Annotated in this window: 25 protein-coding genes; 7 read left to right on the forward strand and 18 right to left on the reverse strand. The window is 51.0% G+C overall.

The window, feature by feature from the left end; translation table 11 throughout:
* The first annotated feature begins 14 nt into the window (after positions 1-14).
* From infB to G535_RS13920, 7 genes are all read left to right on the forward strand, one after another.
* Positions 15-2687 carry a translation initiation factor IF-2 gene (gene infB, locus G535_RS0109580; protein ID WP_026861862.1) on the forward strand — a complete coding sequence of 891 codons (2673 nt, stop codon included), beginning with the start codon at positions 15-17 and terminating at the stop codon, positions 2685-2687.
* Between the two features lie 5 nt (positions 2688-2692).
* Positions 2693-3094 carry a 30S ribosome-binding factor RbfA gene (rbfA, locus tag G535_RS0109585; protein WP_026861863.1) on the forward strand — a complete coding sequence of 134 codons (402 nt, stop codon included), beginning with the start codon at positions 2693-2695 and terminating at the stop codon, positions 3092-3094.
* A complete protein-coding gene (gene truB, locus G535_RS0109590) occupies positions 3094-4035 on the forward strand; it encodes a tRNA pseudouridine(55) synthase TruB (RefSeq protein ID WP_026861864.1) in 942 nt (313 codons plus the stop codon). The genes rbfA and truB overlap by 1 nt, the downstream gene beginning before the upstream one ends.
* Before the next feature lie 82 nt (positions 4036-4117).
* Positions 4118-4387 carry a 30S ribosomal protein S15 gene (rpsO, locus tag G535_RS0109595; RefSeq protein ID WP_026861865.1) on the forward strand — a complete coding sequence of 90 codons (270 nt, stop codon included), beginning with the start codon at positions 4118-4120 and terminating at the stop codon, positions 4385-4387.
* A 150-nt stretch (positions 4388-4537) separates the two neighbouring features.
* Positions 4538-6679: a polyribonucleotide nucleotidyltransferase gene (pnp, locus tag G535_RS0109600; protein WP_026861866.1), complete on the forward strand. Its 2142-nt coding sequence runs from the start codon at positions 4538-4540 to the stop codon at positions 6677-6679.
* A 111-nt stretch (positions 6680-6790) separates the two neighbouring features.
* A complete protein-coding gene (nlpI, locus tag G535_RS0109605; protein WP_026861867.1) occupies positions 6791-7684 on the forward strand; it encodes a lipoprotein NlpI in 894 nt (297 codons plus the stop codon).
* Positions 7632-8516, forward strand: a complete 885-nt coding sequence (locus tag G535_RS13920) for a hypothetical protein (RefSeq protein WP_051207122.1) — start codon at positions 7632-7634, stop codon at positions 8514-8516. The genes nlpI and G535_RS13920 overlap by 53 nt, the downstream gene beginning before the upstream one ends.
* Here the strand turns inward: G535_RS13920 and G535_RS0109615 are convergent.
* The 18 genes from G535_RS0109615 to lnt all read right to left on the reverse strand — a co-directional run bounded on the left by G535_RS0109615 (position 8469) and on the right by lnt (position 25148).
* Positions 8469-8861 carry an MAPEG family protein gene (locus G535_RS0109615; RefSeq protein ID WP_026861868.1) on the reverse strand — a complete coding sequence of 131 codons (393 nt, stop codon included), beginning with the start codon at positions 8859-8861 and terminating at the stop codon, positions 8469-8471. The two genes, G535_RS13920 and G535_RS0109615, sit on opposite strands and share 48 nt — an antisense overlap.
* 17 nt (positions 8862-8878) lie before the next feature.
* Positions 8879-9844, reverse strand: coding sequence for a lipoyl synthase (gene lipA, locus G535_RS0109620; protein ID WP_026861869.1), 966 nt, complete (start codon positions 9842-9844; stop codon positions 8879-8881).
* Entirely contained in the window at positions 9828-10493 is a 666-nt protein-coding gene (lipB, locus tag G535_RS0109625; RefSeq protein WP_026861870.1) for a lipoyl(octanoyl) transferase LipB, read from the reverse strand. Before lipB ends, lipA begins: the two co-directional genes overlap by 17 nt.
* Complete coding sequence (gene ybeD, locus G535_RS0109630) at positions 10483-10749, reverse strand: DUF493 family protein YbeD (RefSeq protein WP_026861871.1); 267 nt, start codon at positions 10747-10749, stop codon at positions 10483-10485. The genes lipB and ybeD overlap by 11 nt, the downstream gene beginning before the upstream one ends.
* Before the next feature lie 9 nt (positions 10750-10758).
* A complete protein-coding gene (locus tag G535_RS0109635) occupies positions 10759-11607 on the reverse strand; it encodes an aminotransferase class IV (protein ID WP_026861872.1) in 849 nt (282 codons plus the stop codon).
* A 13-nt stretch (positions 11608-11620) separates the two neighbouring features.
* Positions 11621-12787, reverse strand: a complete 1167-nt coding sequence (locus G535_RS0109640) for a serine hydrolase (RefSeq protein ID WP_026861873.1) — start codon at positions 12785-12787, stop codon at positions 11621-11623.
* 79 nt (positions 12788-12866) lie between these two features.
* Complete coding sequence (locus tag G535_RS0109645; RefSeq protein WP_026861874.1) at positions 12867-13670, reverse strand: septal ring lytic transglycosylase RlpA family protein; 804 nt, start codon at positions 13668-13670, stop codon at positions 12867-12869.
* Complete coding sequence (mltB, locus tag G535_RS0109650) at positions 13667-14674, reverse strand: lytic murein transglycosylase B (protein WP_026861875.1); 1008 nt, start codon at positions 14672-14674, stop codon at positions 13667-13669. Before mltB ends, G535_RS0109645 begins: the two co-directional genes overlap by 4 nt.
* A gap of 29 nt (positions 14675-14703) precedes the next feature.
* On the reverse strand, positions 14704-15810 hold the full coding sequence (gene rodA, locus G535_RS0109655; RefSeq protein ID WP_026861876.1) for a rod shape-determining protein RodA: 1107 nt from the start codon (positions 15808-15810) through the stop codon (positions 14704-14706).
* Positions 15800-17677: a penicillin-binding protein 2 gene (gene mrdA, locus G535_RS0109660; protein ID WP_026861877.1), complete on the reverse strand. Its 1878-nt coding sequence runs from the start codon at positions 17675-17677 to the stop codon at positions 15800-15802. The genes rodA and mrdA overlap by 11 nt, the downstream gene beginning before the upstream one ends.
* A 2-nt stretch (positions 17678-17679) precedes the next feature.
* Positions 17680-18150 carry a 23S rRNA (pseudouridine(1915)-N(3))-methyltransferase RlmH gene (rlmH, locus tag G535_RS0109665; protein ID WP_026861878.1) on the reverse strand — a complete coding sequence of 157 codons (471 nt, stop codon included), beginning with the start codon at positions 18148-18150 and terminating at the stop codon, positions 17680-17682.
* Positions 18150-18473, reverse strand: coding sequence for a ribosome silencing factor (gene rsfS / locus G535_RS0109670; RefSeq protein ID WP_026861879.1), 324 nt, complete (start codon positions 18471-18473; stop codon positions 18150-18152). The genes rlmH and rsfS overlap by 1 nt, the downstream gene beginning before the upstream one ends.
* Before the next feature lie 93 nt (positions 18474-18566).
* The gene (gene nadD / locus G535_RS0109675) at positions 18567-19202 is read right to left on the reverse strand and encodes a nicotinate-nucleotide adenylyltransferase (protein ID WP_026861880.1); all 636 of its coding nucleotides are present in this window, start codon (positions 19200-19202) and stop codon (positions 18567-18569) included.
* Complete coding sequence (holA, locus tag G535_RS13400) at positions 19190-20215, reverse strand: DNA polymerase III subunit delta (RefSeq protein WP_241970463.1); 1026 nt, start codon at positions 20213-20215, stop codon at positions 19190-19192. The genes nadD and holA overlap by 13 nt, the downstream gene beginning before the upstream one ends.
* Before the next feature lie 5 nt (positions 20216-20220).
* Positions 20221-20697 carry an LPS-assembly lipoprotein LptE gene (locus G535_RS0109685; RefSeq protein ID WP_026861881.1) on the reverse strand — a complete coding sequence of 159 codons (477 nt, stop codon included), beginning with the start codon at positions 20695-20697 and terminating at the stop codon, positions 20221-20223.
* 27 nt (positions 20698-20724) lie between these two features.
* Complete coding sequence (gene leuS / locus G535_RS0109690; protein WP_026861882.1) at positions 20725-23313, reverse strand: leucine--tRNA ligase; 2589 nt, start codon at positions 23311-23313, stop codon at positions 20725-20727.
* A 54-nt stretch (positions 23314-23367) separates the two neighbouring features.
* Entirely contained in the window at positions 23368-23562 is a 195-nt protein-coding gene (locus tag G535_RS0109695) for a hypothetical protein (protein ID WP_026861883.1), read from the reverse strand.
* A 47-nt stretch (positions 23563-23609) separates the two neighbouring features.
* Positions 23610-25148 carry an apolipoprotein N-acyltransferase gene (gene lnt, locus G535_RS13405; RefSeq protein ID WP_034727999.1) on the reverse strand — a complete coding sequence of 513 codons (1539 nt, stop codon included), beginning with the start codon at positions 25146-25148 and terminating at the stop codon, positions 23610-23612.
* Between the last annotated feature and the right edge of the window lies 1 nt (position 25149).

The following is a 25149-nucleotide window of genomic DNA, read 5'->3' on the forward strand; positions in this document are numbered from 1 at the left end:
GGGTACGACAGACTATGGAAGAAGTAACGCTGGATAAACTAGCTAATGATGTAGGTACGACAGTTGATCGTTTGGTGACGCAATTTGCCGAGGCTGGCATGAAGAAGTCAGCTGGCGATACCGTTACCGAAGACGAAAAACAAGCACTGCTTGCTCACTTAAATAAGCAGCACGGCGGTAAAGGTCCGCAAGAGCCAAGCAAGATGACCTTACAACGGAAAGAAAAAAGTACGTTGAGCATCGGTGGTGGCAGTGCTGGTCGTAACAAATCTGTGCAAGTTGAAGTACGTAAAAAGCGTACGTATGTGAAACGTTCTGCCCTTGAAGAGCAGCAAAAAGCTGAGCAAGAAAAAGCGGAGCAAGAACGTTTAGCAGCAGAAGCCAAACGTCAGGAAGAAGAGGCGAAAGCAGCGGCGGAAGCCAAAGCGAAGGCTGAACAAAAAGCTGCTGAAGAAAAAGCGCAACAAGAAGCTGCACGCAAAGAAAAAGAGAAAGCGAAGGCGAAAGCTGACGCTGAAAAGCGTGCCGCGATGACGCCTGAAGAGCGTCAGAAAGCTGATGAAGCTAAAGCGGAAGCGGATCGTCTGCGTAAAGCGCAAGAAGAAGAAGCGCGTAAAAAAGCAGAAGAAGAAGCAGCTCGCCAAGCTGAAGAAGCGCGTCGCTTAGCAGAAGAAAACGAAGCGCGTTGGCAAGAAGAAGAAGCCAAGCGCAAAGAAGCCGAAAAAGAAGATGTACACTTCACCACCTCGCAATACGCGCAGCAAGCTGAAGACGAGCAAGACGTTGATGAAGAACGTCGTAACCGTCGTAAGCAGAAGCGTCGCAGTAAAGATGACGAGCGTGATGAAACACCACGTCGTGAGAAGCGTCGTAAGGGCTCGAAGCGTTCAACGCTCCAACAAGCCTTTACCAAGCCAGCATCTCCGGTTGAACGTGAAATCAAAATCGGCGAAACCATTACTGTTGGTGAACTTGCCAACCGCATGGCGGTGAAAGCAAGTGAAGTGATCAAAACCATGATGAAAATGGGCGAGATGGTCACCATCAACCAAGTACTTGACCAAGAAACCGCGTCACTCGTGGTTGAAGAGATGGGTCACAAGTGCGTATTGGTTAGCGACAACGCACTTGAGCAAGAAGTTTTAGCGGAACGTAACGAAGGTGAAGCCTTGGCGAAAGAGCCGCGTGCGCCAGTCGTTACAGTGATGGGTCACGTTGACCACGGTAAAACGTCATTGTTGGATTACATCCGTAAAGCTAAGGTTGCTTCTGGCGAGGCCGGTGGTATTACCCAGCACATTGGTGCATACCACGTTGAAACTGGTCACGGCATGATTACCTTCTTGGATACTCCAGGTCACGCAGCCTTTACCTCAATGCGTGCACGTGGTGCCGGTGCGACAGATATCGTTATCTTGGTGGTTGCTTCGGATGATGGCGTCATGCCACAAACCATCGAAGCCATCCAGCACGCGAAAGCTGCGGGTGTACCTATTGTGGTTGCGATCAACAAAATGGATAAGCCGGAAGCGGATCCTGATCGCGTGAAGAACGAGTTGGCGCAACGTGACGTTATCCCTGAAGATTGGGGCGGCGATGTACAGTTTGTGCCAGTATCTGCGCACACAGGTCAAGGTATTGATTCATTACTTGAAGCCGTACTGCTGCAAGCTGAGGTTCTCGATTTACAAGCTGTTGCCGCGGGTATGGCCCACGGTATCGTGATTGAGTCACGCTTGGACAAAGGCCGTGGTCCTGTCGCATCGATTTTGGTGCAAGAAGGTACCTTACGTCAGGGCGACATCGTTTTGTGTGGTCTTGAATATGGCCGTATTCGTGCCATGCGTGACGAGTTAGGCCGCGACGTGAAAGAAGCTGGCCCATCGATTCCGGTGGAGATTCTAGGCCTTTCAGGTGTGCCGCAAGCTGGTGATGAAGCGACTGTTGTAAAAGACGAGCGTAAAGCGCGTGAAGTTGCTAACTACCGTCAAGGTAAATACCGCGAAGTGAAACTTGCGAAGCAGCAGAAAGCGAAGCTGGAAAACATGTTTGCCAACATGCAAGAAGGCGACGTAAAAGAACTTAACATCGTTCTGAAATCAGACGTTCAAGGTTCTTTGGAAGCGATTGCGGAGTCGTTGATGAAGTTGTCAACCGACGAAGTGAAAGTCAACATTATTGGTAGCGGTGTCGGTGGTATCACCGAGACAGACGCCTCGTTGGCGAATGCTTCAAATGCGATCGTGGTTGGCTTTAACGTTCGAGCGGATGCTTCAGCGAAGAAAGTCATTGAACAAGAAAGCGTTGATTTACGTTACTACAGCGTTATCTATGATTTGATTGATGAAGTTAAACAGGCGATGGGCGGTATGCTTGCACCTGAATTCAAGCAGCAAATCATTGGCTTGGCTGAAGTACGTGACGTATTTAAATCACCGAAACTTGGTGCCATCGCGGGTTGTATGGTCACCGAAGGTGTGGTGAAGCGTTCTGCACCAATTCGTGTACTACGTGACAACGTAGTGATTTACGAAGGTGAACTTGAGTCATTGCGTCGCTTCAAAGACGATGTACAAGAAGTTCGCAACGGTATGGAATGTGGTATCGGCGTGAAAAACTACAACGACGTGCGTGTGGGTGACCAAATTGAGGTCTTCGAAACCGTACAAGTTGAGCGGAGTCTATAAGGTTTATGGCAAAAGATTACAGCCGTACCGATCGTGTAGGACAACAGTATCAGCGTGAAATCGCGCTGATACTGCAACGCGAAATCAAAGACCCTCGGGTCTCAATGGTGACTGTTTCTGCCGTTGAAGTGTCGCGCGACTTGGCCTACGCCAAAGTTTTCGTGACCTTTTTGCAAGATGACGCAGAGCAGCGTAAGCAAGGCTTAAAAGTCTTGAACGACGCCGCGGGATTTATTCGCTCGTTATTGGGAAAACGTGTGCGTGCACGCATTATGCCTGAACTGCGTTTTGTCCATGACGGCTCGTTGAATGAAGGTATTCGCATGTCACGTCTGGTCGACGAAGCTATTGCGAAAGACCAACAACGTTCTAGCCAACACGATAAGGACGAGCAGGGAGACGATTAATGGGACGACGTAAATCGGGCCGCGATATTAGCGGTGTGATTGTCTTAGATAAGCCTCTCGAGTTAACCTCAAACGCCGCACTGCAAAAGGTGCGGCGTTTTTTTAATGCTCGAAAAGGTGGTCATACTGGCGCACTTGATCCGCTCGCAACAGGTGTTTTACCCCTCTGTTTTGGCGAAGCTACCAAACTTTCACACTTTGCTTTAGAGGCCGATAAAACCTATCAGGTGACGGCGCAATTGGGGGTTCGGACGACCACCAGTGATGCAGAAGGCGAGGTGGTGGCCACCGCCGATGTGGCATTGACGCCAGCGAAAATCGACGCAGCGATTGCCGCTTTTACAGGTGCGCAAGAGCAGTCACCGTCAATGTATTCAGCGCTGAAATATGAAGGTCGACCGTTGTACTACTATGCGCGACAAGGCATAGAGGTTCCGCGTAAGTCACGTACCATCACGATTCACTCGATTGTTTTGCTTGGGTTTACAGAGACCACCCTAACGCTTGAAGTCACCTGCAGTAAAGGCACCTATATTCGTACGTTGATTGACGATATGGGCCAATATTTAGGCTGTGGTGCACACGTAGCAGCGTTGCGTCGTACCTGGATCGAAGGTGTTGAAGGTGACATGGTGACGCTGGACGAACTCGCTACTTTAGCTGAACAATGTGATCCGGAACAGGATGACTATGCGGCACTGGATGCGTTGTTGTTACCTTGTGATGCGGTGATCCGGCAAATTCCAGAGGTCGAAATCGCAGCGGCGGATGCGGCCCGCTTTAGTGCCGGTAACCCAGCACGTGTGGTGGTTGGTGACGCGCGGCCTGAAACTGAAGTGGTACGGGTACGTGCAGCAGGCGAATCGATACTGCTGGGGCTTGGCTATTGGCGCGATGATAAAATTATGCCAAAGCGTGTCCTTTGCGTTGCTAATCGCTAGGTGAATCCGTATAATACGGGGCGATCTCATCGGTGCTGAATTAGTGATCGGCACTGATATTTTTCACAATTAGGAGTATGTTATGTCACTAACTGCGGCACAAAAAGCTGAAATCGTTAAAGAATACGGCCAAGGCGAAAACGACACTGGTTCTCCAGAAGTTCAAGTAGCTTTGTTAACTGCGAACATTAACGAACTGCAAAGCCACTTTAAAGAACACGCTAAAGATCACCACTCACGTCGTGGTCTGTTGCGCATGGTTAGCCAACGTCGTAAATTGTTGGACTACCTAAAGCGTAAAAATCAGCAGCGTTATGCTAGCTTGATTGAGCGACTAGGTTTGCGTCGCTAAGCACTGTTCGAAAAAGGGGCCGACTGGCCCCTTTTTTACTTGTAAATCGCTATTGGCTATTCGTTCTGCGCTATTAAAGCGAATTGATAACGCACAACAAATAGCAAATAGCATGTTGAATTTAAAAGAAGAAAGTGAAGGAAAATAAACGTGAATCCAATTACTAAACAGTTTGAATACGGTCGCCATACCGTGACATTGGAAACGGGCGCGATGGCCCGTCAGGCATCTGGCGCAGTATTAGCAAGTATGGATGATACGGCAGTTTTGGTAACTGTCGTGGCAAAAAAAGAAGCAAAAGAAGGTCAAGATTTCTTCCCGCTTACCGTGAACTATCAAGAGCGTACCTACGCAGCTGGTAAAATCCCTGGTGGCTTTTTCAAACGTGAAGGTCGTCCATCTGAGAACGAAACCTTAACCTCACGTTTGATCGACCGTCCGATCCGCCCACTGTTCCCAGAAGGCTTCAAAAACGAAGTCCAAGTGATCGCGACCGTGGTTTCTGTGAACCCACAAGTAAACCCTGACATCGTTGCTTTGATTGGTGCTTCTGCTGCACTGACCATCGCTGGTGTGCCGTTTGCAGGCCCGATTGGTGCTGCACGTGTTGGTGTGATCAACGATGAATACGTGTTGAACCCGACCACTGACGAATTGGCTGAATCAAAGCTTGATTTGGTGGTTGCAGGTACTGATAAAGCGGTATTGATGGTTGAATCTGAAGCGCAATTGCTGTCTGAAGATGCCATGTTAGGTGCGGTAGTTTACGGTCATGAGCAAATGCAAACTGTGATCGAAAACATCAATGCCTTCGCTGCTGAAGCAGGCAAGCCGAAGTGGGACTGGCAAGCGCCAGAGAAAAATGTTGCGCTGAAAGACCAAATTAAAGCACTTGCTGAAGCAGGTCTTGGCGATGCGTACCGTATTACTGAAAAAACTGCGCGTTATGAGCAAGTTGGCAAATTGCGTGATGAAGTCATCACTAAGCTGACCGCTGAAAACGAAGAACTTGATGCCAAAGAAATTGGCGACCTGTTCCACGAGCTAGAGAGTGACATCGTACGTAGCCGCATTATTGCTGGTGAGAAGCGTATTGATGGTCGTGACCCAGATATGGTGCGCCCATTGCACATCGCTACCGGTTTGTTGCCACGTGTTCACGGTTCAGCCGTCTTCACCCGTGGTGAAACACAGGCATTGGTTGCCGCGACACTAGGTACAGAACGTGACGCGCAAATGATTGATGACCTGATCGGTTCAAGTAATAACCGCTTCATGTTGCACTATAACTTCCCTCCATACTGTGTGGGTGAAACCGGTATGGTTGGCTCACCGAAGCGTCGTGAAATCGGTCACGGTCGTTTGGCGAAGCGTGGTGTTCAAGCTGTTATGCCAAGCCAAGAAGAATTCCCGTACACCGTACGTGTGGTTTCTGAAATCACTGAATCAAACGGCTCAAGCTCAATGGCATCTGTATGTGGTACGTCACTCGCATTGATGGACGCTGGTGTGCCAATTAAAGCTTCGGTTGCGGGTATCGCAATGGGTCTCGTTAAAGAAGGCGACAACTATGTTGTACTTTCGGACATCCTTGGTGATGAAGATCACTTAGGTGACATGGACTTTAAAGTTGCGGGTAGCAAAGATGGCGTTACCGCGCTACAGATGGATATCAAGATTGACGGTATCACCCGTGAAATCATGGAAGCTGCACTTGAGCAAGCGAAAGCTGCCCGTTTGCATATCTTAACCGTGATGGACGAAGCGATTTCTGGCGCGCGTCAAGAGCTGTCTGACTTCGCACCTCGTTACCACACCATGAAGATCAACCCGGACAAGATCCGTGACGTGATCGGTAAAGGTGGTGCGGTAATTCGTGAGTTGACGGAAAGCACCAACACCAATATCGAAATCAACGACGATGGTACGGTACGTATCGCTGCAACTGACCAAGCGTCAGCTGAAGCTGCAATTAGCCGTATTGAAGAGTTGACTGCTGATGTTGAAGTTGGCCGTATCTACCAAGGTAAAGTTGCACGTATCGTTGACTTCGGTGCGTTCGTAACAATCCTACCAGGCAAAGATGGTTTGGTTCACATTTCACAAATCGCTGAAGAGCGTGTGAACGACGTGAATGAGTACTTGAAAGTTGGCGATAGTGTGCCGGTGAAAGTACTTGAAATCGACCGTCAAGGCCGTGTGCGCTTGAGCATGAAAGAAGCTGCTGAGAAGCCAGCTGAAACTGAACAAGCCGCTGACACTGCGACAGAAGAGCAAAGCGACGCTGAATAAGCGCCGACGCGAATCTTTACAATTTTGTTTGCAAAGGGGCTTCGGCCCCTTTTCTTTTTTGTCGTAAGGTGCGCTATGATGGAAGCCACAAGAACGCGTTAAGGAAGTGGTATGAATCTTCGTCAAGTGGCGACGCTCCTCTCTAGTGGTGCGCTACTGCTCGGCTGTAGCACTACGCCAGGTGCGAATGAGCCAGTGTTAAATAATTTGGTGGTGGCTACCCCACAAGTGGCCGACAGTCGGTTTCAACTTGAGCTGGCCAAACTGAATGAAATCCTCGCCAACGATCGCGACCAATTGAATGCCGAAGCGATGGGGCAAATTCTCTATCGTCGCGGTAGTTTACATGACGCTTTAGGGCTCGACGTATTGGCGCGTATCGACTTCAATCACGCTTTGGATTATCAACCGCGACTGGCCGATGCCTACAACTATTTAGGCATTCATTACACGCAAGCAGGTCAGTACGATTATGCCTATGAAGTGCTAGATGCTGCGTTAGAGCTTGAGCCGGGCCATCCATACGCCCATCTTAATCGAGGTGTGGCAGCCTATTATGATCAGCGCTTTGACCTCGCGCTTGATGATTTAGAGATCTTTTACCAGAACGACCCCAATGATCCTTATCGGGCCATTTGGCGCTATTTGGTTCAGGTTGAGGTAAACCCGAAGCAGGCCAAACAAGCCTTGGCGACGGCACGTTTAACACAGCAAAGTGATGCGTGGGCGTGGGGCATCGCCGATCTTTATGTTGGTGCCATGACCGAGCAGGAATTTCTAAGCAATTACGCGACGGCGGCCTTGGCTGAAGATGAAACGCTGGCTGAACGTATGTGTGAAGCCTATTTTTATTTGGGCAAGGCGAAGCAGCTGAAGGGCGAGTGGGAGTCTGCAGCGGTTTATTTTAGACTCGCAATGGCCACCAATGTGCATTTGTTTTTGGAGCATCGCTATGCCGGGTTTGAAATGGATTGGAGCCAGCAGCAAGCGAATCAGCAAAACTAGCGGCTGTGCCGCTCTGTTCAGCATTGCACTGTTGCAACCTGCACAGGCTGAGTTGCCTTGGTTCGCACCAAGGGGACAGGTCAGTACGTGCAGCAACGACGCAGCTGTACAGGTGTGGCTACCGCAGCAGCTGCCACAGCGCGCACAAGTGCTGGAGGTGTTAAGCAAGTGGCAAGCACACCCGCTGCACGCCTATGTTCCCTGTTTTTCACTGCGTTATTACCATGATGCCACCGCGTTGGCCTGCACTACGCAAGGAGAACGTGGTCGTCAGCGTTGCCAGCCGCCGGTGTTGCCGCGAGAACTGCATCAGCGTCAGCTAATTTTTACCGACGCGTTGATTGGCAGTGCGTCGGCGCAGCAAATTGTCCTGCCTACCGCAACGTCTGTTGCAGCATTTGCCCATGAAGTGGGGCATTGGTTAGGATTTGCGGATGAATATCGGATGAGTGCTGAGCTGGCGCAACCCTTTTGTCACGGACGTTATCGGCACCCGTCGTTAAACGTGGTGACGACCGCTGTGTTGGAAATGAGCAGCGCCGAGTTACAAGCACTTTGGCAGCGCTTGCCTTGGCGGGACCAAGTGAGCGATTGGCAACTTCTGGGGCAAAGCATTGGTGCTGAGCGGTGGCGCTTAGGCTCAACAGAGGCGACAGCGGTTGGCTTATTTGCGAGTCGTACCTGTGATGAGGTGCCAGGACGCTACAGTTGGAAGCCTGTAGCGCGTATGACAGCGATGGAATACCATGACGTCACTATCTGGCCGAAAGCCTACCTGAAGCTATTAGAGAACGCTGGCGGTTTGCGCAATCATAATGATCGGGCAAAGTAGCGCGAGAAACCAAATCAGGCTACGCAATTTGTCCCAATTCAGTAAGTACAAGGTATGGAAGACGATTCGTAGCCCAATGAAACTTACCGCAAGCCACTGATTTAGGAGCGTTACTTGCTCCGTTGCAATGACGACTAATACTGCTGCTGCAAATAACGGAAAAGCTTCATAGGCATTGTAATGACCGGCAACGGCACGGGCGCCGGCACCGGTAAGGCGTTGCTGCTGAGCGCGCGGATGACGGTTATCGTAACCGTTATCACGATTTTGGAAATAAACGACGGGCGCTTTTGCCGCAATGGGCAACAGGCCTGCAATTAATAAACACCAAATCAATAGACTCATCAGCAACTCCTTGTCGATTACTTAACTTCTTTACCTGCCGCTTGTAAGTCAGCGTGGTATGAAGAACGTACCAAAGGACCACTGGCGATGTGGGTAAAGCCCATCTTTTCGCCCTCAATGCGGAACATTTCAAACTCATCCGGGGTGACATAACGGGTGACCGGCAAGTGGTGGCGACTTGGCTGTAAGTATTGACCAATGGTCAGCATATCCACGTTGTGGGCGCGCAGGTCACGCATCACTTCAAGGATTTCGTCATTTTCTTCACCGAGACCAACCATGAGGCCTGATTTCGTCCGCACATCTGGACGTTCTTCTTTATAGCGTTTAAGCAGATCAAGCGACCACTGGTAGTTAGCGCCTGGGCGTGCGGCCTTATACATGCGCGGCACAGTTTCCAAGTTATGGTTAAACACGTCCGGTGCTTCATCCGTTAGGATGTCCAGTGCGACCTCCATCCGGCCACGGAAATCAGGAACCAAGACTTCAACTTGGATGCCAGGGCTCTGCGCACGGATTTCACGAATACAATCGGCAAAATGCTGAGCACCGCCGTCACGCAAGTCGTCACGGTCTACCGAGGTTACCACCACGTACTTCACTTTCATGTCACGAATCGTGGCGCCAAGTTTTACCGCTTCTTCCGGGTCTGGCGCCAGTGGGCGGCCATGAGCAACGTCACAGAACGGACAACGACGGGTACAAATGGCCCCAAGGATCATGAAGGTTGCGGTACCGTGATTGAAGCACTCAGCCAGGTTTGGACAAGAGGCTTCTTCACAGACCGAGTGCAAACCGTGCTTGCGCATGGCTTGTTTAATTTCATCAATCCGCTGGGTCGAAGAGGGGAGTTTGACCTTCAACCATTCGGGTTTACGTAACATTTGTTCGCGTTCGGTCGGCACGATTTTGACCGGAATGAGTGCCATTTTATCGGCGTCGCGTAATTTAACACCGGGTTCAATTTTAACTGGCTTGGACATAAGTCGTGTCAAATCCTGTGTGTTCGTGAATGTCTTGGTAACCCAATCGCTCTGCAAAAATAGCGGTAACACGTTGCGCCGCCTCTGCGACTGAGGGAGGGCCACCTAAATCGGTCGTTTGGATCATTTGCATACCGGCGTAACCACAAGGGTTAATCCGCAGGAAAGGCTCCAGATCCATCGCAACATTAAGCGCGAGGCCATGGAACGAGCAACCACGGCGAATGCGTAATCCTAAGGAGCATAGTTTCGCGCCATCAATGTAAACACCGGGCGCATCTGGACGCGCCGCAGCACTGACACCATACTCAGCCATGAGGCTGACAATAGTGTCTTCAATGGTATTGACGAGTTGACGCACGCCAAGCTTGTGTCGGCGGAGGTCGAGCAAGAAGTAGACCACCAATTGGCCTGGCCCGTGATAGGTGACTTGACCACCACGGTCGACTTTCACAATGGGAATATCGCCTGGGGCAAGAATATGCTCAGCTTTACCCGCCTGGCCTTGCGTAAATACCGGATCGTGTTCAAGTACCCACAGCTCATCGGCGGTGTTGGCATCACGCGTATCGGTAAATTGTTGCATGGCTTGCCAGACAGGCTCGTACGCCTGTCGGCCTAATTGACGCACAATTAATTTAGAGGACATAACGGACGTCTTCGAGATCAGCTAACGCGCGGTAAAGGGTTTCAATATGCTGTTGACTCTCCACTCGGATTTGAATCGAAACCGAATGATAGGTGCCTTTACTGCTTGGCTTGACTGACGGGCTATAATCGCCCGGCGCGTGCGCTTGAGCGACCGCGACGACCGCGTCTGGAAGTTCTGGCTTAGCCACGCCCATCACCTTGAAGGTGAAGTGACAAGGAAATTCGACCAGTTCATCAAAACGGGTTTTTTGCATGTTTAACTCCTAAGCAATATGCTCGCGTTTACTAGCGTGGAAGGCGTCAATCAATTGTTGTGTGACCTTACCACAGCGACCATCGGCCACTATTATATCATCAATTTGACCGATCGGTTGCACTTCGCGACTCGAGCTAGTTAAGAACAGCTCGTCCAGTTCGCCAAGTTCGGCGACATGGAAGGGCTGCTCGTTGACTTTGAGGCCCAGTCGTTGTGCGAGCTCAATCACCCACATGCGGGTGATCCCTGCCAAAATCAAGTGGTCTGCTGGCGCTGTGTAGATTTCACCTTGTTTTACGGCGAAATAATTACTCGACGCGCCTTCGGTAATGCGCCCATCGCGATGTAACAGAGGCTCGATAGCACCACGACGCTGAGCTTCTTGCTTGAGGAGTTGGTTGCCGAGCAGGCTGACGCTCTTAATGTCACAGCGGAGCCAACGAATATCGTCACAAAGCGTCACTTTAGCCGGTGCTGGCGTATCCCAGTGCAACTGCATTGGCGTGAAGGTGGCGAAGATGGTTGGTGTCATTGGACCTTGTGGCAGGTGATTGCGCTTGCTTTCGGCACCACGGGTGACCTGAAAATAAACTAAGCCACTTTCAATGCTTGGGTTGTTGGCGATGAGGTCATCGACTAAGGCCAACCAAAATGCTTGGCCGGGCGCTTCGATGCCGATCGCTTCAAGGGAGCGCGTGAGTCGCGCAAGATGATGCTCGGCGAGAAACGGCCGACGGTGGTAAACAGGAACAACTTCATAAATGCCTTCCGCAAACAAAAAGCCTCGGTCAAAGACCGAGACTTTAGCAGCTTCAGGGGCGATCCAGTCGCCATTTAAATAGACTAAACCGCTCATGGCTTACCCTCTATTATTCGCTTTCGAATTTACGCATCACCCAATCGGTAAGTTGTTTGAACATGCCGCCTTCAGCTACTTCATTGAGTGTAACCAATGGGTAGCTAACGATGGTTTCACCTTCCAATTGAATGCGCACCGTACCTACTTCAACACCTTTAGCAATAGGTGCTTCGAGTGCTTGATTAAGTTCAATATTGGCGGTCAGATTTTCACGTTGACCGCGTGGTAGTGTGATCACTGCGTCTTGGGCAATGCCCAGCGCTACGGTATCTTGCTCACCACCCCAAACGCGTTGGTCGACAAACTTGTCACCGGCACTGTAAGCAGGTACTGTTTCGTAATAACGGAAGCCGTAGTTCAGTAACTTTTTGCTTTCAACTTTTCGCGCTTGTTCGTTACTTGCGCCCATGATGACTGCGATGAAACGGGTATCGCCTTCAACAGCTGATGACACTAAGCTATAGCCAGCTTCACTGGTGTGACCGGTTTTAATCCCATCGACATTCATGCTCGCATCCCACAACAGTGAGTTACGGTTGTATTGCTTGATTGAGTTAAACGTAAATTCTTTCTCGCTGTAGATAGCGTATTCGTCCGGTACATCACGGATCAGCGCTTTACCTAACAACGCCATGTCGCGTGGCGAAGTATACTGGTCGTCTTCATGCAAGCCGTGGCTGTTGCGGAAGTGAGAGTTGGTCATGCCTAGCTCAGCCGCGTAGTTGTTCATCAGATCAGCAAAGGCACTTTCACTACCAGCAATATGTTCTGCCATCGCCACACAAGCATCGTTTCCTGATGAAATGATGATGCCGCGGTTCAAATCGGCGACGCTGATTTGTTTACCCACTTCAATAAACATCTTCGATGAATCAGGGAAGTTCTTTGCCCATGCGTTCTCACTGACGGTAACCATGTCATTCGGGGTGATCCGGCCGTCATTCATTTCACGACCGATAATATAACTGGTCATCATTTTGGTTAAACTTGCAGGGGCAAGTTGTTCGTCGGCGTTTCCTTCAGCGATCACGTAACCCGTGGTGTAATCCATCAGGATATACCCCTTGGCGTTAATTTGTGGCGCTGGTGGAATGATAGATGAGGCATTGGCGGTCAAGGTGACCACTCCGGCAAGCACCGCGACAGTGCGTGTGAACTGTTTAACTACAGATTGCATGGTTGATTGTCTCTACGTTTTCTACATTTAAATTCAAGCGGACTGAAATGGTAGCATAGCTCTTTCACAATGGCAGCGTTTATGGGGTGACCGGCACCCGAAAAACGTCGTGATAACCATCGGCGCGAAGCTGTTCCAGTAACTTTTCTGTTTGCATGACGGCAAAAGGCCCGAGCATCACTGCATATAGACCACTTTTTGTCTGGGTAGTTGCAGGTACCGCATAGGTTTGCGCGAGTTTTTCCGCTTCGCTATTGAGGCGATCTGCATTACTGCCAGCCACAACTTGGATGTAAAACTGCGCTTCTTCGGTCGCCGCAAGTGGCGCTGTTACCGCCAACTGTTGATTACTCGCGTCAGGGTGCAAGGCTTCTATGCGCACTTTGGCGGTACCTTTTTGCAACATGCCAAGTTTGTACGCCGCAACATAGGATAAGTCGAGCACGCGGTTGCCATGAAACGGACCGCGGTCATTGACGCGAACGACCACGGCGCGATTGTTGGCGAGATTCGTGACACGCACATAGGTTGGCAATGGCAAGGTCTTATGCGCGGCGCTCATGGCGTACATATCATAGGTTTCGCCGTTGGAGGTGAGGTGACCATGGAATTTTTCGCCATACCATGAGGCGTAGCCTTCTTCGACGTGACCGCGCGCATCAGGAATGATGGCGTAGGTTTTGCCAAACAGTGAGTAGGTGCGATTGCCTTGTGGGCTCGGAGGCTCACTCCGAGGAATAGGTTCAATCAACTCATCAGCATTTGGTAATCGCGTTGGAATGCTGTCGTGTTCTTGGCTATAGCGGCCACTTGAAGTGGGGCTGCTACTACTGCAGCCACCTAAAAAAAGGATAAGAAGCAACAACGAAGCGAGACGGATCATTGCGAAGAAGTTCCTTGTTTGGTGCGCGCAAGTTGCTGACTAAATTGGTGCACAACCATCGCATAAAGTGGGCTGTGATTGTAACGGGTGATGACGTAAAAATTCTGCAAACCAAGCCAATAGTCATGACCTTGCTCGAGCTCAAAGGCGAATACTTTCGCTTTGCTCTCCGGCGTTAGGCTCACGTTGGCCGGTACTTGCAGACCTTGCTTCGTGAGTTCAGCTACCGTGCTGTTCAATTTTAAGCCCTCACTCGCGAGCGCCGCGTTCGCTTCAGTGGCACTGAGTTGCACCGCAACCGGAGCTCCGGCTTGCCAGCGGTGCTTGGCAAAGTAGTTGGCGACACTGCCAATGGCATCAATTGGGTTAGTGAGTAAGTCACGCACCCCATCGTTGTCAAAGTCGATGGCGTAATGGCGATACGATGATGAAATAAATTGACCATACCCCATTGCACCAGCGTACGAACCTTGCAGTTCCGTCGCCGGTAGGCCTTCTTCTTCTGTTAAACGGAAAAACTCACCAAGCTCTTTGCGGAAAAACGTGGCTCGCGGTGGGTAGTGGAAGCCCAAGGTGTAGAGCGTGTCGAGGACATTGTGCTTGCCAAGATAGGTGCCGTAAAAGGTTTCGACGCCAATAATGGCGACAATCACTTCCGCCGGCACACCAAACTCCGCTTCAGCGCGGGCAAGCGTCGCTTCATGTTCTTGCCAAAATGCCACGCCAGCAGCAAGCCGCTTTTCGGTTAAGAAAATAGGGTGATATTGGTGCCAAGGCTTAGCCTCCCAAGGGCGTTGAATTGCTTCGAGCACCTCTTGATTGACCTTAGCACTTTTTAGCAACTGCTGAAGGCGCGTGCGGTCGAGTTGATGTTGCTCGACTAAAGCGTCAATAAAGGCGGTTTGCTCTGCGCTGAGCGCGGCGGTTTCTGTGTTGGCCAAAGCTGGGGCGGTCATGCTGCTACAGAGCAGCGCTAACGCCAGAGATGCACCGATACATTTCATAACGCACTATCCTTTTTTGCGATTGCGCCTTATGCGTGGACAAGGCGGCGGTTGGTTGCAATTCCCATCAGTAAACCAAAGCCTGCAAACAATGTCACCATTGAGGTACCACCGTACGAGATAAGTGGTAGCGGAACGCCGACCACTGGGAGCAGGCCGGAGACCATACCGACGTTAACCATAACATAAACAAAAAAGGTCAGGGTGAGGCTACCAGCAAGGAGCTTTTGGTACACCCGTTGCGCGCGCAGGGCAATGATCATGCCGCGGAAAATGATAAATCCGTACAACAGAAACAGGCCGATGACACCGACCAAGCCAAACTCTTCACTGAACACCGAAAAAATAAAGTCGGTGTGTCGTTCAGGAAGAAACTCCAGCTGTGATTGGGTGCCATGTAACCAACCTTTGCCCTCAATGCCGCCCGAACCAATCGCAATCTTGGATTGGATGATCTGGTACCCCGCACCGAGTGGGTCACGCTCAGGGTTGAGGAAGGTAAGTACGCGTTGTCGTTGATAATCATGCATCAAAAAGATCCATAAAATCGGCGTAAACGAGCCGATGGCGACGGCAAAAAAGCCAATCAGTTTCCACGACATGCCAGCCAAGAACAGCACGAAAATACCAGAGCTGGCAATCAGTAAGGAGGTGCCTAAGTCGGGTTGCTTGGCAATCATTAACACGGGGATCAGCAACAGCACAAAGGCTCCAGCAAGACGCCCCATCGACGGCGGAAGACCTTGCTCGGCGATAAACCAAGCAATGGTCATAGGTACCGCGAGTTTCATGATTTCTGACGGCTGAATGGTGGCGACACCAATATTCAACCAGCGCTGCGCACCTTTGCTCGACTCGCCCACCAAGAGGACCGCGAGTAGCAAGACAATCCCTACCGAAAATATCGGTAGCGACCAGCGGCGGATGGTTTCCAGTGGAATTTGCGCAATAATAAACATGGCAGCGAAGGCCGCGCCCACGCGTATCGCTTGGCGCTCCATCATGGCCATGCTTTCGCCACTGGCGGAATACACGGTCACCAGGCTTACCACCGAAATGGCAATGAGAGCGAGTAACAAAGGCGCATCCAAATGAATGCGGCGCAACCACGAATCAGATTGAGTGTCAGCGGGCATCGTCGTTCTCTTCCTTTGCGGCAAAGTAATAATCGAGGAGCTCACGCGCCATCGGTGCAGCGATGCTGCTGCCACCACCGATAACGTTCTCAGCAGTGATCACAATCACAATTTCTGGGTTATCTGCTGGCGCATAACCGACATACATCGCGTTGTCGCGATAACGCTCGGCAATCTTCTCAGCATCGTACTCTTCATCTTGACCAATACTACGTACTTGCGCGGTACCGGTCTTGCCCCCAGATGTGTAGCTGGTATTGCGAAATGCGCGTCGCGCTGTCCCTTTGACACCACTCACCACATCTTCCATCGCCTTTAGGGCAATTTCCCAGTTTTGCGGGTTATTGAGTTGCACGGGCTCGCGTTGTTCAACCACCGCTGGCAGTTCGACTTCGGCATCGCGAATCGCTTTCAAAAAGCGTGGAACGGGATGGGTACCCCGGTTGACCATAATGGCGGTGGCGACCGCTAACTGCATCGGGGTTACCGTCCAGTAACTTTGCCCGATACCAATGGAGACGGTCTCGCCGGCATACCAAGGCTGATTGAAACGCGCGCGTTTCCACCCGCGGCTTGGCATGACTGCGGCAGATTCTTCACCAATATCGACACCGGTGAATTCACCGAAACCATACTCGGTCATATGTTCAGAAATGGTATCAATGCCGAGCTTGAGCGCGAGGTCATAATAAAAGGTATCGCAACTTTCGATGATAGCATCGCTCACGTTGACCCAGCCATGGCCCCAGGACAACCAATCACGATAGCGGTGATTGACGCCCTTGATCTGAAACCAACCTGGGTCCCAAATTTTGGTTTCAGGGGTGATGATACCTTCTTCTAAGCCAACGATGGCCATCTGTGGTTTGATGGTCGACGCCGGCGGGTAACCCCCTTGTGTTGCACGATTCAGTAGTGGCGAGTGCGGTGAGTCGAGCAAACTACGATACTGTTTCACGGAAATGCCTTGCGCAAACCAGTTTGGGTCGTAACTTGGCTGACTCACCATTGCCAATAACGCGCCATCGTCAGGGCGCATCACGATAATAGTGCCACGTTGCTCACCGAGAATACGTTGGGCTTCGAGTTGTAAGTCGATATCGACTTCTAAAACAAGATCTTGGCCTGGGATGGGAGGTTCTATCTCGAGCGTACGTAAATTGCGCCCATGAATATCTACTTCGACCTGCTGATAGCCCACGGTGCCGTGCAATTGCTCTTCGTAATAGCCTTCAACCCCCAACTTACCGATGGTTCGTGTTGCCGCATAGTTTGCGCTTAAGTCTTGTTCTTTTAAACGGTCGGCATCACGTTGATTGATCTTGGCGACATAGCCAAGCGCATGGGTGAGGGTATCTCCGTAGGGGTAGTGCCGGACGAGTCGGGCTTCGAGATTAACCCCTGGGAATTCATGCTGGCGGGCAGCAAAGGTAGCCGCTTGCTGCTCGCTCAGTTGGTCGAGCAAAATGACATGCTCGAAGCGCCGTTCACGGCGACGGTTGCGTTCAAACTGCTCAAGGGCTTCGGGACTGATATCGAGCAGTTCGGTGAGTTCGGCAATGGTTTGCTCGAGATCTTCGACGCGTTCAGGAACCAGCTCAAGACTCAGTACCGGACGGTTTTCGGCAAGAAGGCGGCCTTTCCGATCGTAGATCAAGCCGCGATTAGGCGCTAGCGGCACTACTTTGATACGGTTATCGTTTGAACGAGTTTGAAAGGTTTGAAACTGCTTGACTTGCAGTTGATACATATTGGCAAGTAAGACTAAAAAAACCGCTACAACGATAACCAGGGCGACCACCACTCGGCGACCAAATAAGGCATTCTCGAAGTGAGGATCACGGATCCTGTTACGGCGTTTCTTCATACTTATTCGCGATGGTAAGGGTGGTTAGCGTTAACACTCCAAGCTCGGTACAGCGCTTCAGCTAAAATCACGCGTACCAAGGGGTGTGGTAATGTTAGTGCAGATAAGCTCCAACGCTCATCGGCCACGGCACAACACTCAGGGGCTAAACCTTCAGGCCCGCCGACCAAAAGACTGACGTCACGGCCATCCATTTGCCAAGCGCTCAAGCGCTGCGCAAGTTTGGGTGTGGTCCATGGTCGACCTTCAACTTCAAGGGTAACGATGCGGTTGCCTTTACCGACGGCCGCTAACATGGCTTCACCCTCTTGTTTCGTGAGTCGCGCAATGTCCGCATTTTTGCCACGTTTACCAGCAGGGATCTCAATCAGCTCAAGCTGACAGTCTGCTGGCAAGCGTTTGGCAAAGGTTTCATATCCAGTGCTGACCCAGTCGGGCATTTTTTGGCCAACGGCAATCAGCTTGATGCGCATTAACGCGGTCCCCAGAGTTTCTCAAGTTCGTAAAAGTCGCGAATCGATTCTTGCATCACGTGGACGACCACATCACCTAAATCGACCAACACCCATTCTGAGCCTTCGTCACCTTCGACACCAATCGGTGGAATGCCGTGATGTTTCGCCTCGGTGGCAACATGGTTGGCGAGGCTCTTCACATGCGTTTTAGAGCTCCCCGAACAGATCACCATAAATTCAGCGATATCAGTTTGCTCGTGCACATCAAGTACTTTGATGTCACGACCTTTTAAATCTTCTAGTTTGTCGACCACAAAGTCGCGTAATTGTTCAGCTTGCAAAGGAAGTATTCTCCATTAGTCATCATCTTTGAGTAGACATCTAAGCGCCCACACAGCGGCGAAGTGTAGCATGATTATGGGCGAAAAGCAGTGTTATAACTGGCCATAGAGATGGTGTTTTTCAATGTAATCGGCCACCTTAGGGGCCACCCACTCACGCCATGATTGTCCGGTAGCCAAAGCTGCTCGTAGGGCCGTAGCGGAAATCGCGATATCGGGGGTATCAAGTAAATAGATTGCACCACTGCGCTGCTGATGCAGTTCCGTTAGCGCTGTGGTTTGCCGCGCTTCAACCAACCCTTGTACGGCCGCAGTCCAGGGCGTCGTTTGTGCGGGGCGACGCATGACCGCAAGGTGTGCGTAGTCCAGCAGTTGTTGCCAACCAAACCAACTGTCGAGGTTGGCAAAGGCGTCGTTGCCAAGTAAAAAAACTAAACTATCGTTGGGCCAGGTTTCACGCATTTCTTGCAGCGTAAGTAGGCTATAGGAGTGGCCTTCACGGCGTAGTTCCCAGTCTTCGGCAATCACCTGTGTAACCTCACTATAGGCCAGATCGACCATGGCTAAGCGTTGTTCGGCGGTGGCGCCTGGGTAGTCACGATGCGGCGGCAGTGCGCTTGGCATGACATGCATAATCTCAGCGCCGAGCTCGGCAAAGGCTGCTAGCGAGGTTTGGACATGCCCCTTATGGATGGGATCAAAGGTACCACCAAAGACTACACGAAGCATGATGACGTCAGTTGAGGAGCGCGTTGCGGGGCGCAAAGTAGCACGATGGCATGGCTGTACAGGGTTGCGAGTTGCTCACCTGAGTCACGCTTGAAGGCATATTCCATGCGCACTAAAAGTTGGTTGAGTTGGGCAAGATTGGCTGCGCCAATTCGTTTGGCAAACTGTTGGTAACTACTTTCTTGTTGCCGCCAAATACCCAAACTCTTGTAGTCTTGCGGTCGTAAGTTGCCTTGTAACAGGCGCTCAAGCTTCTGCACCTCGCGCTGTAACATCCAGTTCAGGATCGCAACTTCAGTTTCCTCTTCGAGCAGCCGTTGTAACCTTTTTAGCGCACCGGTCAAATCGCCGCTCACTATGGCATCTTGTAAGGCAAATACACTAAAGCGGCTTTGATCTTGCGCTGCTGACATGATGACATCGGGTGAAATCGGTTGTGGTAATGCCATCAACGCCAACTTTTGTAACTCTTGATCGAGTGCCAGCAAATTCCCTTCAAACCAGTCCGCAAGTAGCTGCGCTGCGTCTGGGGTGAGGGTCAATTGATGTCGTTGGCCGCGAGCAATAATAAAGGCAGGTAACTGGCGACGCTCAGGGCTGTTCGCGTGGATCACCGGACCGGCTTGCTGCAGCAGTTGGAACCATTTACCTTTAAGTTGTTCTTGTTTGAGTTTAGGCCCGGTAATCACCAGCACTTGGTCGTCGGGAAGATCTGCGCAATAGCTTTTTAGGGCATCACTACCTTCACGGCCCGGCTTGCCTTCCGGCAACTCCAACTCAATCAGCTTCACGCTTGAAAATAAGCCGAAATTGGCCGCTTGCTGTTGTAGCTGACTCCAGTCGAATTGCTTGTCTTGAATCAGTCGCAGGCGTTCATCAATGCCTTGTTGTTGCGCTTGATGACGGACCATTTGCAGGGCATCGTCCAGCAATAAGGGCGTGTCACCAAAAATACTCAACACGGCTGGTAAGCCATGTTGTTGTAGGTGGGTAGGTAACTCTGAGAGTTGCATCACGGCTATTCACCGAGAGTCGCAATGACCTGACGAACCAAGCGCTGCGCGGCTTGCTCCCGCATTTCGGCGACCAGCACTTCGCGTTCGCGTGTTTTTGCTAAGGCAAAGTTTGGATCGTCTTGGTAATCACGGAAGACTTCGAGTTGCATCGGACGACGCTCGCCTGAAGCTTGAATGAGGATATAACTGACGTGGTAAATCAGCTCATACTCAGCCACTTGGCCACTGGCCGAGAGACTTAACGTACGCCGCGATAAATCATCGTTAAGAATTTCAAGCTGGGTAAGACCTGTTCCTGAAGACAGTACTTCAGCGCCGGCCAGCTCAAAACGTTGTTTCGCATGCTCAGCAAACTCACTGAACTGCGGTGCGCTGATGACCACTTGTTGTAAGCTTGGGGGCAACTGATAGTCACCCCGCAACTGGAAGCCACACGCTGTTAATGATAAGAGACAAAGTCCGATAATCAGTTGTCGCATGGCGCCTCCTTAACGCAACAGCTCTGCTTAATTGGCAACGATGTTGACCAATTTGCCTGGCACGTAAATTTGCTTACGAATGGTTTTGTCAGCAATAAAGCGCTGCACGTTCTCGTCCGCTGCTGCAATCGCCAACACGCTGTCTTGATCCGCATCGGCAGCAACGGTGATTTTACCACGCACCTTACCGTTAACCTGGACCACCACCAGAATACTGCTGGCAACCAACGCATTCGGGTCTACTTCTGGCCACTTCGCAAAAGTAATGTCGTCGTCATGGCCAAGTGCTTGCCATAACACCTCACTTAAGTGCGGTGTAACTGGCGCGAGCATAAGGGTAATAGCATCAAGCGCTTCGCGCATAATGGCGCGGTCAACTGCGGTCTCAAGCGAAGCTTTTTGCAGCTTGTTCAACAACTCCATGATGGCCGCAATGGCGGTATTGAAGTGTTGACGACGGCCCATATCATCGCTGACTTTTTCGATGGTACGGTGCACTTCACGACGCAAGTCTTCTTGGCCACTGTTCAATTGGCTAAAGTCATCGTTATGTTCAGCGTCTGCCTGCGCTTGATAATCGGCAACCAAACGCCAAACACGACGGAGGAAGCGTTGCGCACCTTCAACCCCAGAGTCTGACCACTCCAGCGTGGCTTCTGGTGGCGCGGCAAACATCATGAACAAGCGTACGGTGTCAGCACCGTATTTATCAATCATGACTTGCGGGTCGATACCGTTATTTTTCGATTTCGACATTTTGGTCATACCGCCGTAGCTCACTTCTTCACCGTCAGTGGTTAAGATCGCTTTAACGATACGGCCTTTGCTGTCACGCTCAACGATCTCAACGTCAAGCGGTGAGTACCAAGTGATTTTGCCGTCAGCTGCTTCACGGTAATAACAATCTGCCAAGACCATACCTTGCGTCAACAAACGCTTGAAGGGTTCGTCGGAATCGACCAGACCGGTGTCGCGCAATAACTTATGGAAGAAACGTGAATAGAGCAGGTGCAAAATAGCGTGCTCGATACCACCGATGTACTGGTCAACAGGCAACCAGTAGTTGGCTTGTTCTGGATTGAGCATGCCGTCTTCGAAGTTCGCGCTACAGTAGCGTGCGTAGTACCACGACGACTCCATAAAGGTGTCGAAAGTATCGGTTTCATGCTCTGCTGGCATACCGTTATAGGTGGTTTTACGCCACTCAGGGTCAGCCTTGATTGGCGACTGAGTACCATCCATCACCACATCTTCTGGCAAACGTACCGGTAGTTGGTCTTCAGGCACTGGTACTGAGCTACCATCTTCAAGGTTAAGCATCGGGATAGGTGCGCCCCAGTAGCGCTGGCGCGACACGCCCCAATCACGTAAACGGTAGTTTACCTGGCGGCGGCCAATACCTTGCTCGGCAAGTGCATCTGCAATTGCGTTGAAGGCATCATCACTGCTTAGTCCAGTGAATTGACCTGAATTAATGGTGGTGCCTTTCTCAGTAATCGCAGCGACGTTAATGTCATGCTCGCCTTCAGCAGGTGCAATCACTGGCACAATCGGTAGCTGATAAGCCGTCGCAAATTCCCAGTCGCGTTGGTCGTGGGCTGGAACTGCCATGACGGCGCCGGAGCCGTAATCCATCAAGACAAAGTTCGCGACCCAAATTGGAATGGCTTCACCGGTAAGAGGGTGTTTGGCATAAAAGCCAGTCGCCATACCTTTCTTCTCAATAGTCGCCAACTCGGCTTCAGCCATTTTGGTTGCTTTGATGCTTTCAATGAAGGCGGCAAGTTCAGGATTTTTCGCTGCTGCTTCTTGCGCTAATGGGTGTTGCGCGGCAACGCCCATGTAGGTCACGCCGAATAGGGTGTCAGGGCGGGTGGTATAAACGGTCAGCGGGTCGTCGTGATCGATCACAGTGAAGTCGATCTCAACCCCTTCTGAGCGACCAATCCAATTGCGCTGCATGGTTTTCACCTGCTCAGGCCAACCGTCGAGTTGGTCAAGGTCGGCTAACAATTCGTCAGCGTAATCGGTGATTTTGATAAACCATTGAGGAATTTCTTTTTGTTCTACCTTGGCGCCTGAACGCCAGCCGCGACCATCAATAACTTGTTCGTTGGCAAGTACCGTTTGATCGATAGGGTCCCAGTTTACGGTCGCGTTTTTCTTATACACTAAGCCTTTTTCGTAGAGCTTAGTGAAGAACCACTGCTCCCAGCGATAGTATTCTGGTTGGCAGGTTGCCAATTCACGCGACCAGTCGTAGCCAAAACCAAGGGATTTGAGCTGGGTGCGCATGTAGTCGATATTTTGGTAAGTCCATTTTGCTGGCGCTGTTTGGTTCTGAATGGCAGCGTTTTCAGCAGGGAGACCGAACGCGTCCCAGCCCATAGGTTGGAGTACGTTCTTACCTTGCATCCGCTGGTAGCGTGCGACCACGTCACCAAGGGTGTAGTTGCGAACGTGTCCCATGTGCAGCTTACCACTTGGGTAAGGGAACATTGACAGGCAGTAGAATTTTTCTTGCCCCGGCTGCTCAGTAACTTGGAACACTTGGTCCTGTTCCCAACGTTGCTGGACGGCGCTTTCAATTTGCGCTGGATCGTAATTATCCTGCATGAACTTTGACATCTGAGAATCCATTTAATCGACGACGAAAAGAAACACGTAAACTTACAGTGCGTACCACATCAACAGCATAACTACGAGGCCTGCGAGACCAAAGAAGCCGTACTCGAAACGCTCACGTTGCTCTTCATCACGGTCGTTTGGGTTGCGATGAAAAAGGAACATGCCAATACTTGATACACCTAGTGTGCCTGCTGCAGTGAGCAACGCAAAAAGAATAGCTGCAAAGATATTTTCCATGGTTTATTCCAACTGTTAGTAATTACACAAAAAGAGTAGGGGATAGTTTACTTATTTTGGCGGCGAATGACCACGGGAAATGCGCCACCGATAAGAATCAATCCAGCTAAAAGCCAACTGCCCCAAACGCCAAGTAATGTGTAGGGCGTTAACCCTTGCACAATAGGTACTTCGGCCGAGATGGTGGTGGCGACAAATTGAGGCGCCCGAGCTAACCAGCGCCCCCGCTCATCGGTGATGGCGGTAATGCCGCTATTGGTTGAGCGAATCAAGGGGCGTGCCAGCTCGATGGCGCGCATCCGCGCAATTTGCATATGCTGCGCAGGGCCATGTGAGCGGCCAAACCAAGTGTCATTACTGACCGTTAGCAAGAAGTTGGTAGTATCAGTGAAATTGGCTTGCACTTGGTTTGGAAAGGCAATTTCATAACAAATTGCCGTATTAAATTCACGGCCTTGTGCGCGCAGCGGTTGTTGGACGTACTCGCCGCGACTAAAGGACGACATGGGTAAGTTAAATAATGGCGCCAAGGGGCGCAATAAAGATTCAAACGGGACGAATTCCCCAATGGGCAACAGTTGATGCTTCTTGAAGCGATTGCTATGGCCGTGTTGATAAGGCTCATCAACATGCCCTGTACCGTCTTGGCCAAGGGTAATCACGCTGTTGTAATAGGCTTCGTCTTGGATATCGACAATGCCGGTCATCAGTGCTGTTGACGTTTCTGACATCTCATCGTGCAGAATGGCCAAGATGTCATCTGTATAGGGCTCTGGCATGGTTACCGCCGACTCTGGCCAGATGATCACGTCATGGTCGTTGTACAATTGACGGGTCAGCTCTAAATAGGTTTTCAGGTTAGGCCAGTGTTGATCAGGGTTCCACTTGATCGACTGTGGGATGTTTCCTTGCACAAGGCCAACTTTTAGACTTTCGCCGGTACGTGACACTTGGTTGAGCTGCGTCAGAACTAAGGGTAACACTAAGGCACCGAAGGCGACTGCCGGGTAACGCCAGTGGCGCTGTTGCACGAAGCGAACAACCAATAATGCCAGTAACAGAAGAATACTGCTGATGCCCGCACCACCAAACCAGGTGGCGTAGCTTGCTAACCAAGTATCGGTTTGCGTGTAGCCAAGCTCCAACCATGGAAAACCTGTCAAGAACCAGCCGCGTACTGACTCAGCAATCAGCCATGTCAGTGGTAAACTCCAATACCCAGCCGGGTGGATGCGCACACTCAGCCAGCGCCACAACCACAGCGCGAAGGCCGGAAATAAACTGAGGTAGCTGAATAGCACCAAAAGAATCGCGACGGAAGCGATGGGATGCAAGCCGCCGAAGCTATCGATGCTGACGTAAATCCAACTTAGGCCCGCAGCGAACCAGCCAAAGCCAAAGTAATACCCTAAGCGCCAGGCATTATCTGGGTTCTTGGTGTGCAGTAAGAACACCAATAAAGGAAAAACAATAAAGGGCAGCCAGGCTTGCTCAAACGGTGCGTAGCTAAACACCAGCAGCGCACCTAGTGCTACGCTGCCTAAGCGAGAGAGCGCTGCTTGCCAGCGCCGTTTGAGTCGAGCCATA

It is taken from the genome of Pseudidiomarina sediminum DSM 21906, from assembly GCF_000423165.1.
In the GTDB taxonomy this organism is placed as follows: domain Bacteria; phylum Pseudomonadota; class Gammaproteobacteria; order Enterobacterales; family Alteromonadaceae; genus Pseudidiomarina; species Pseudidiomarina sediminum.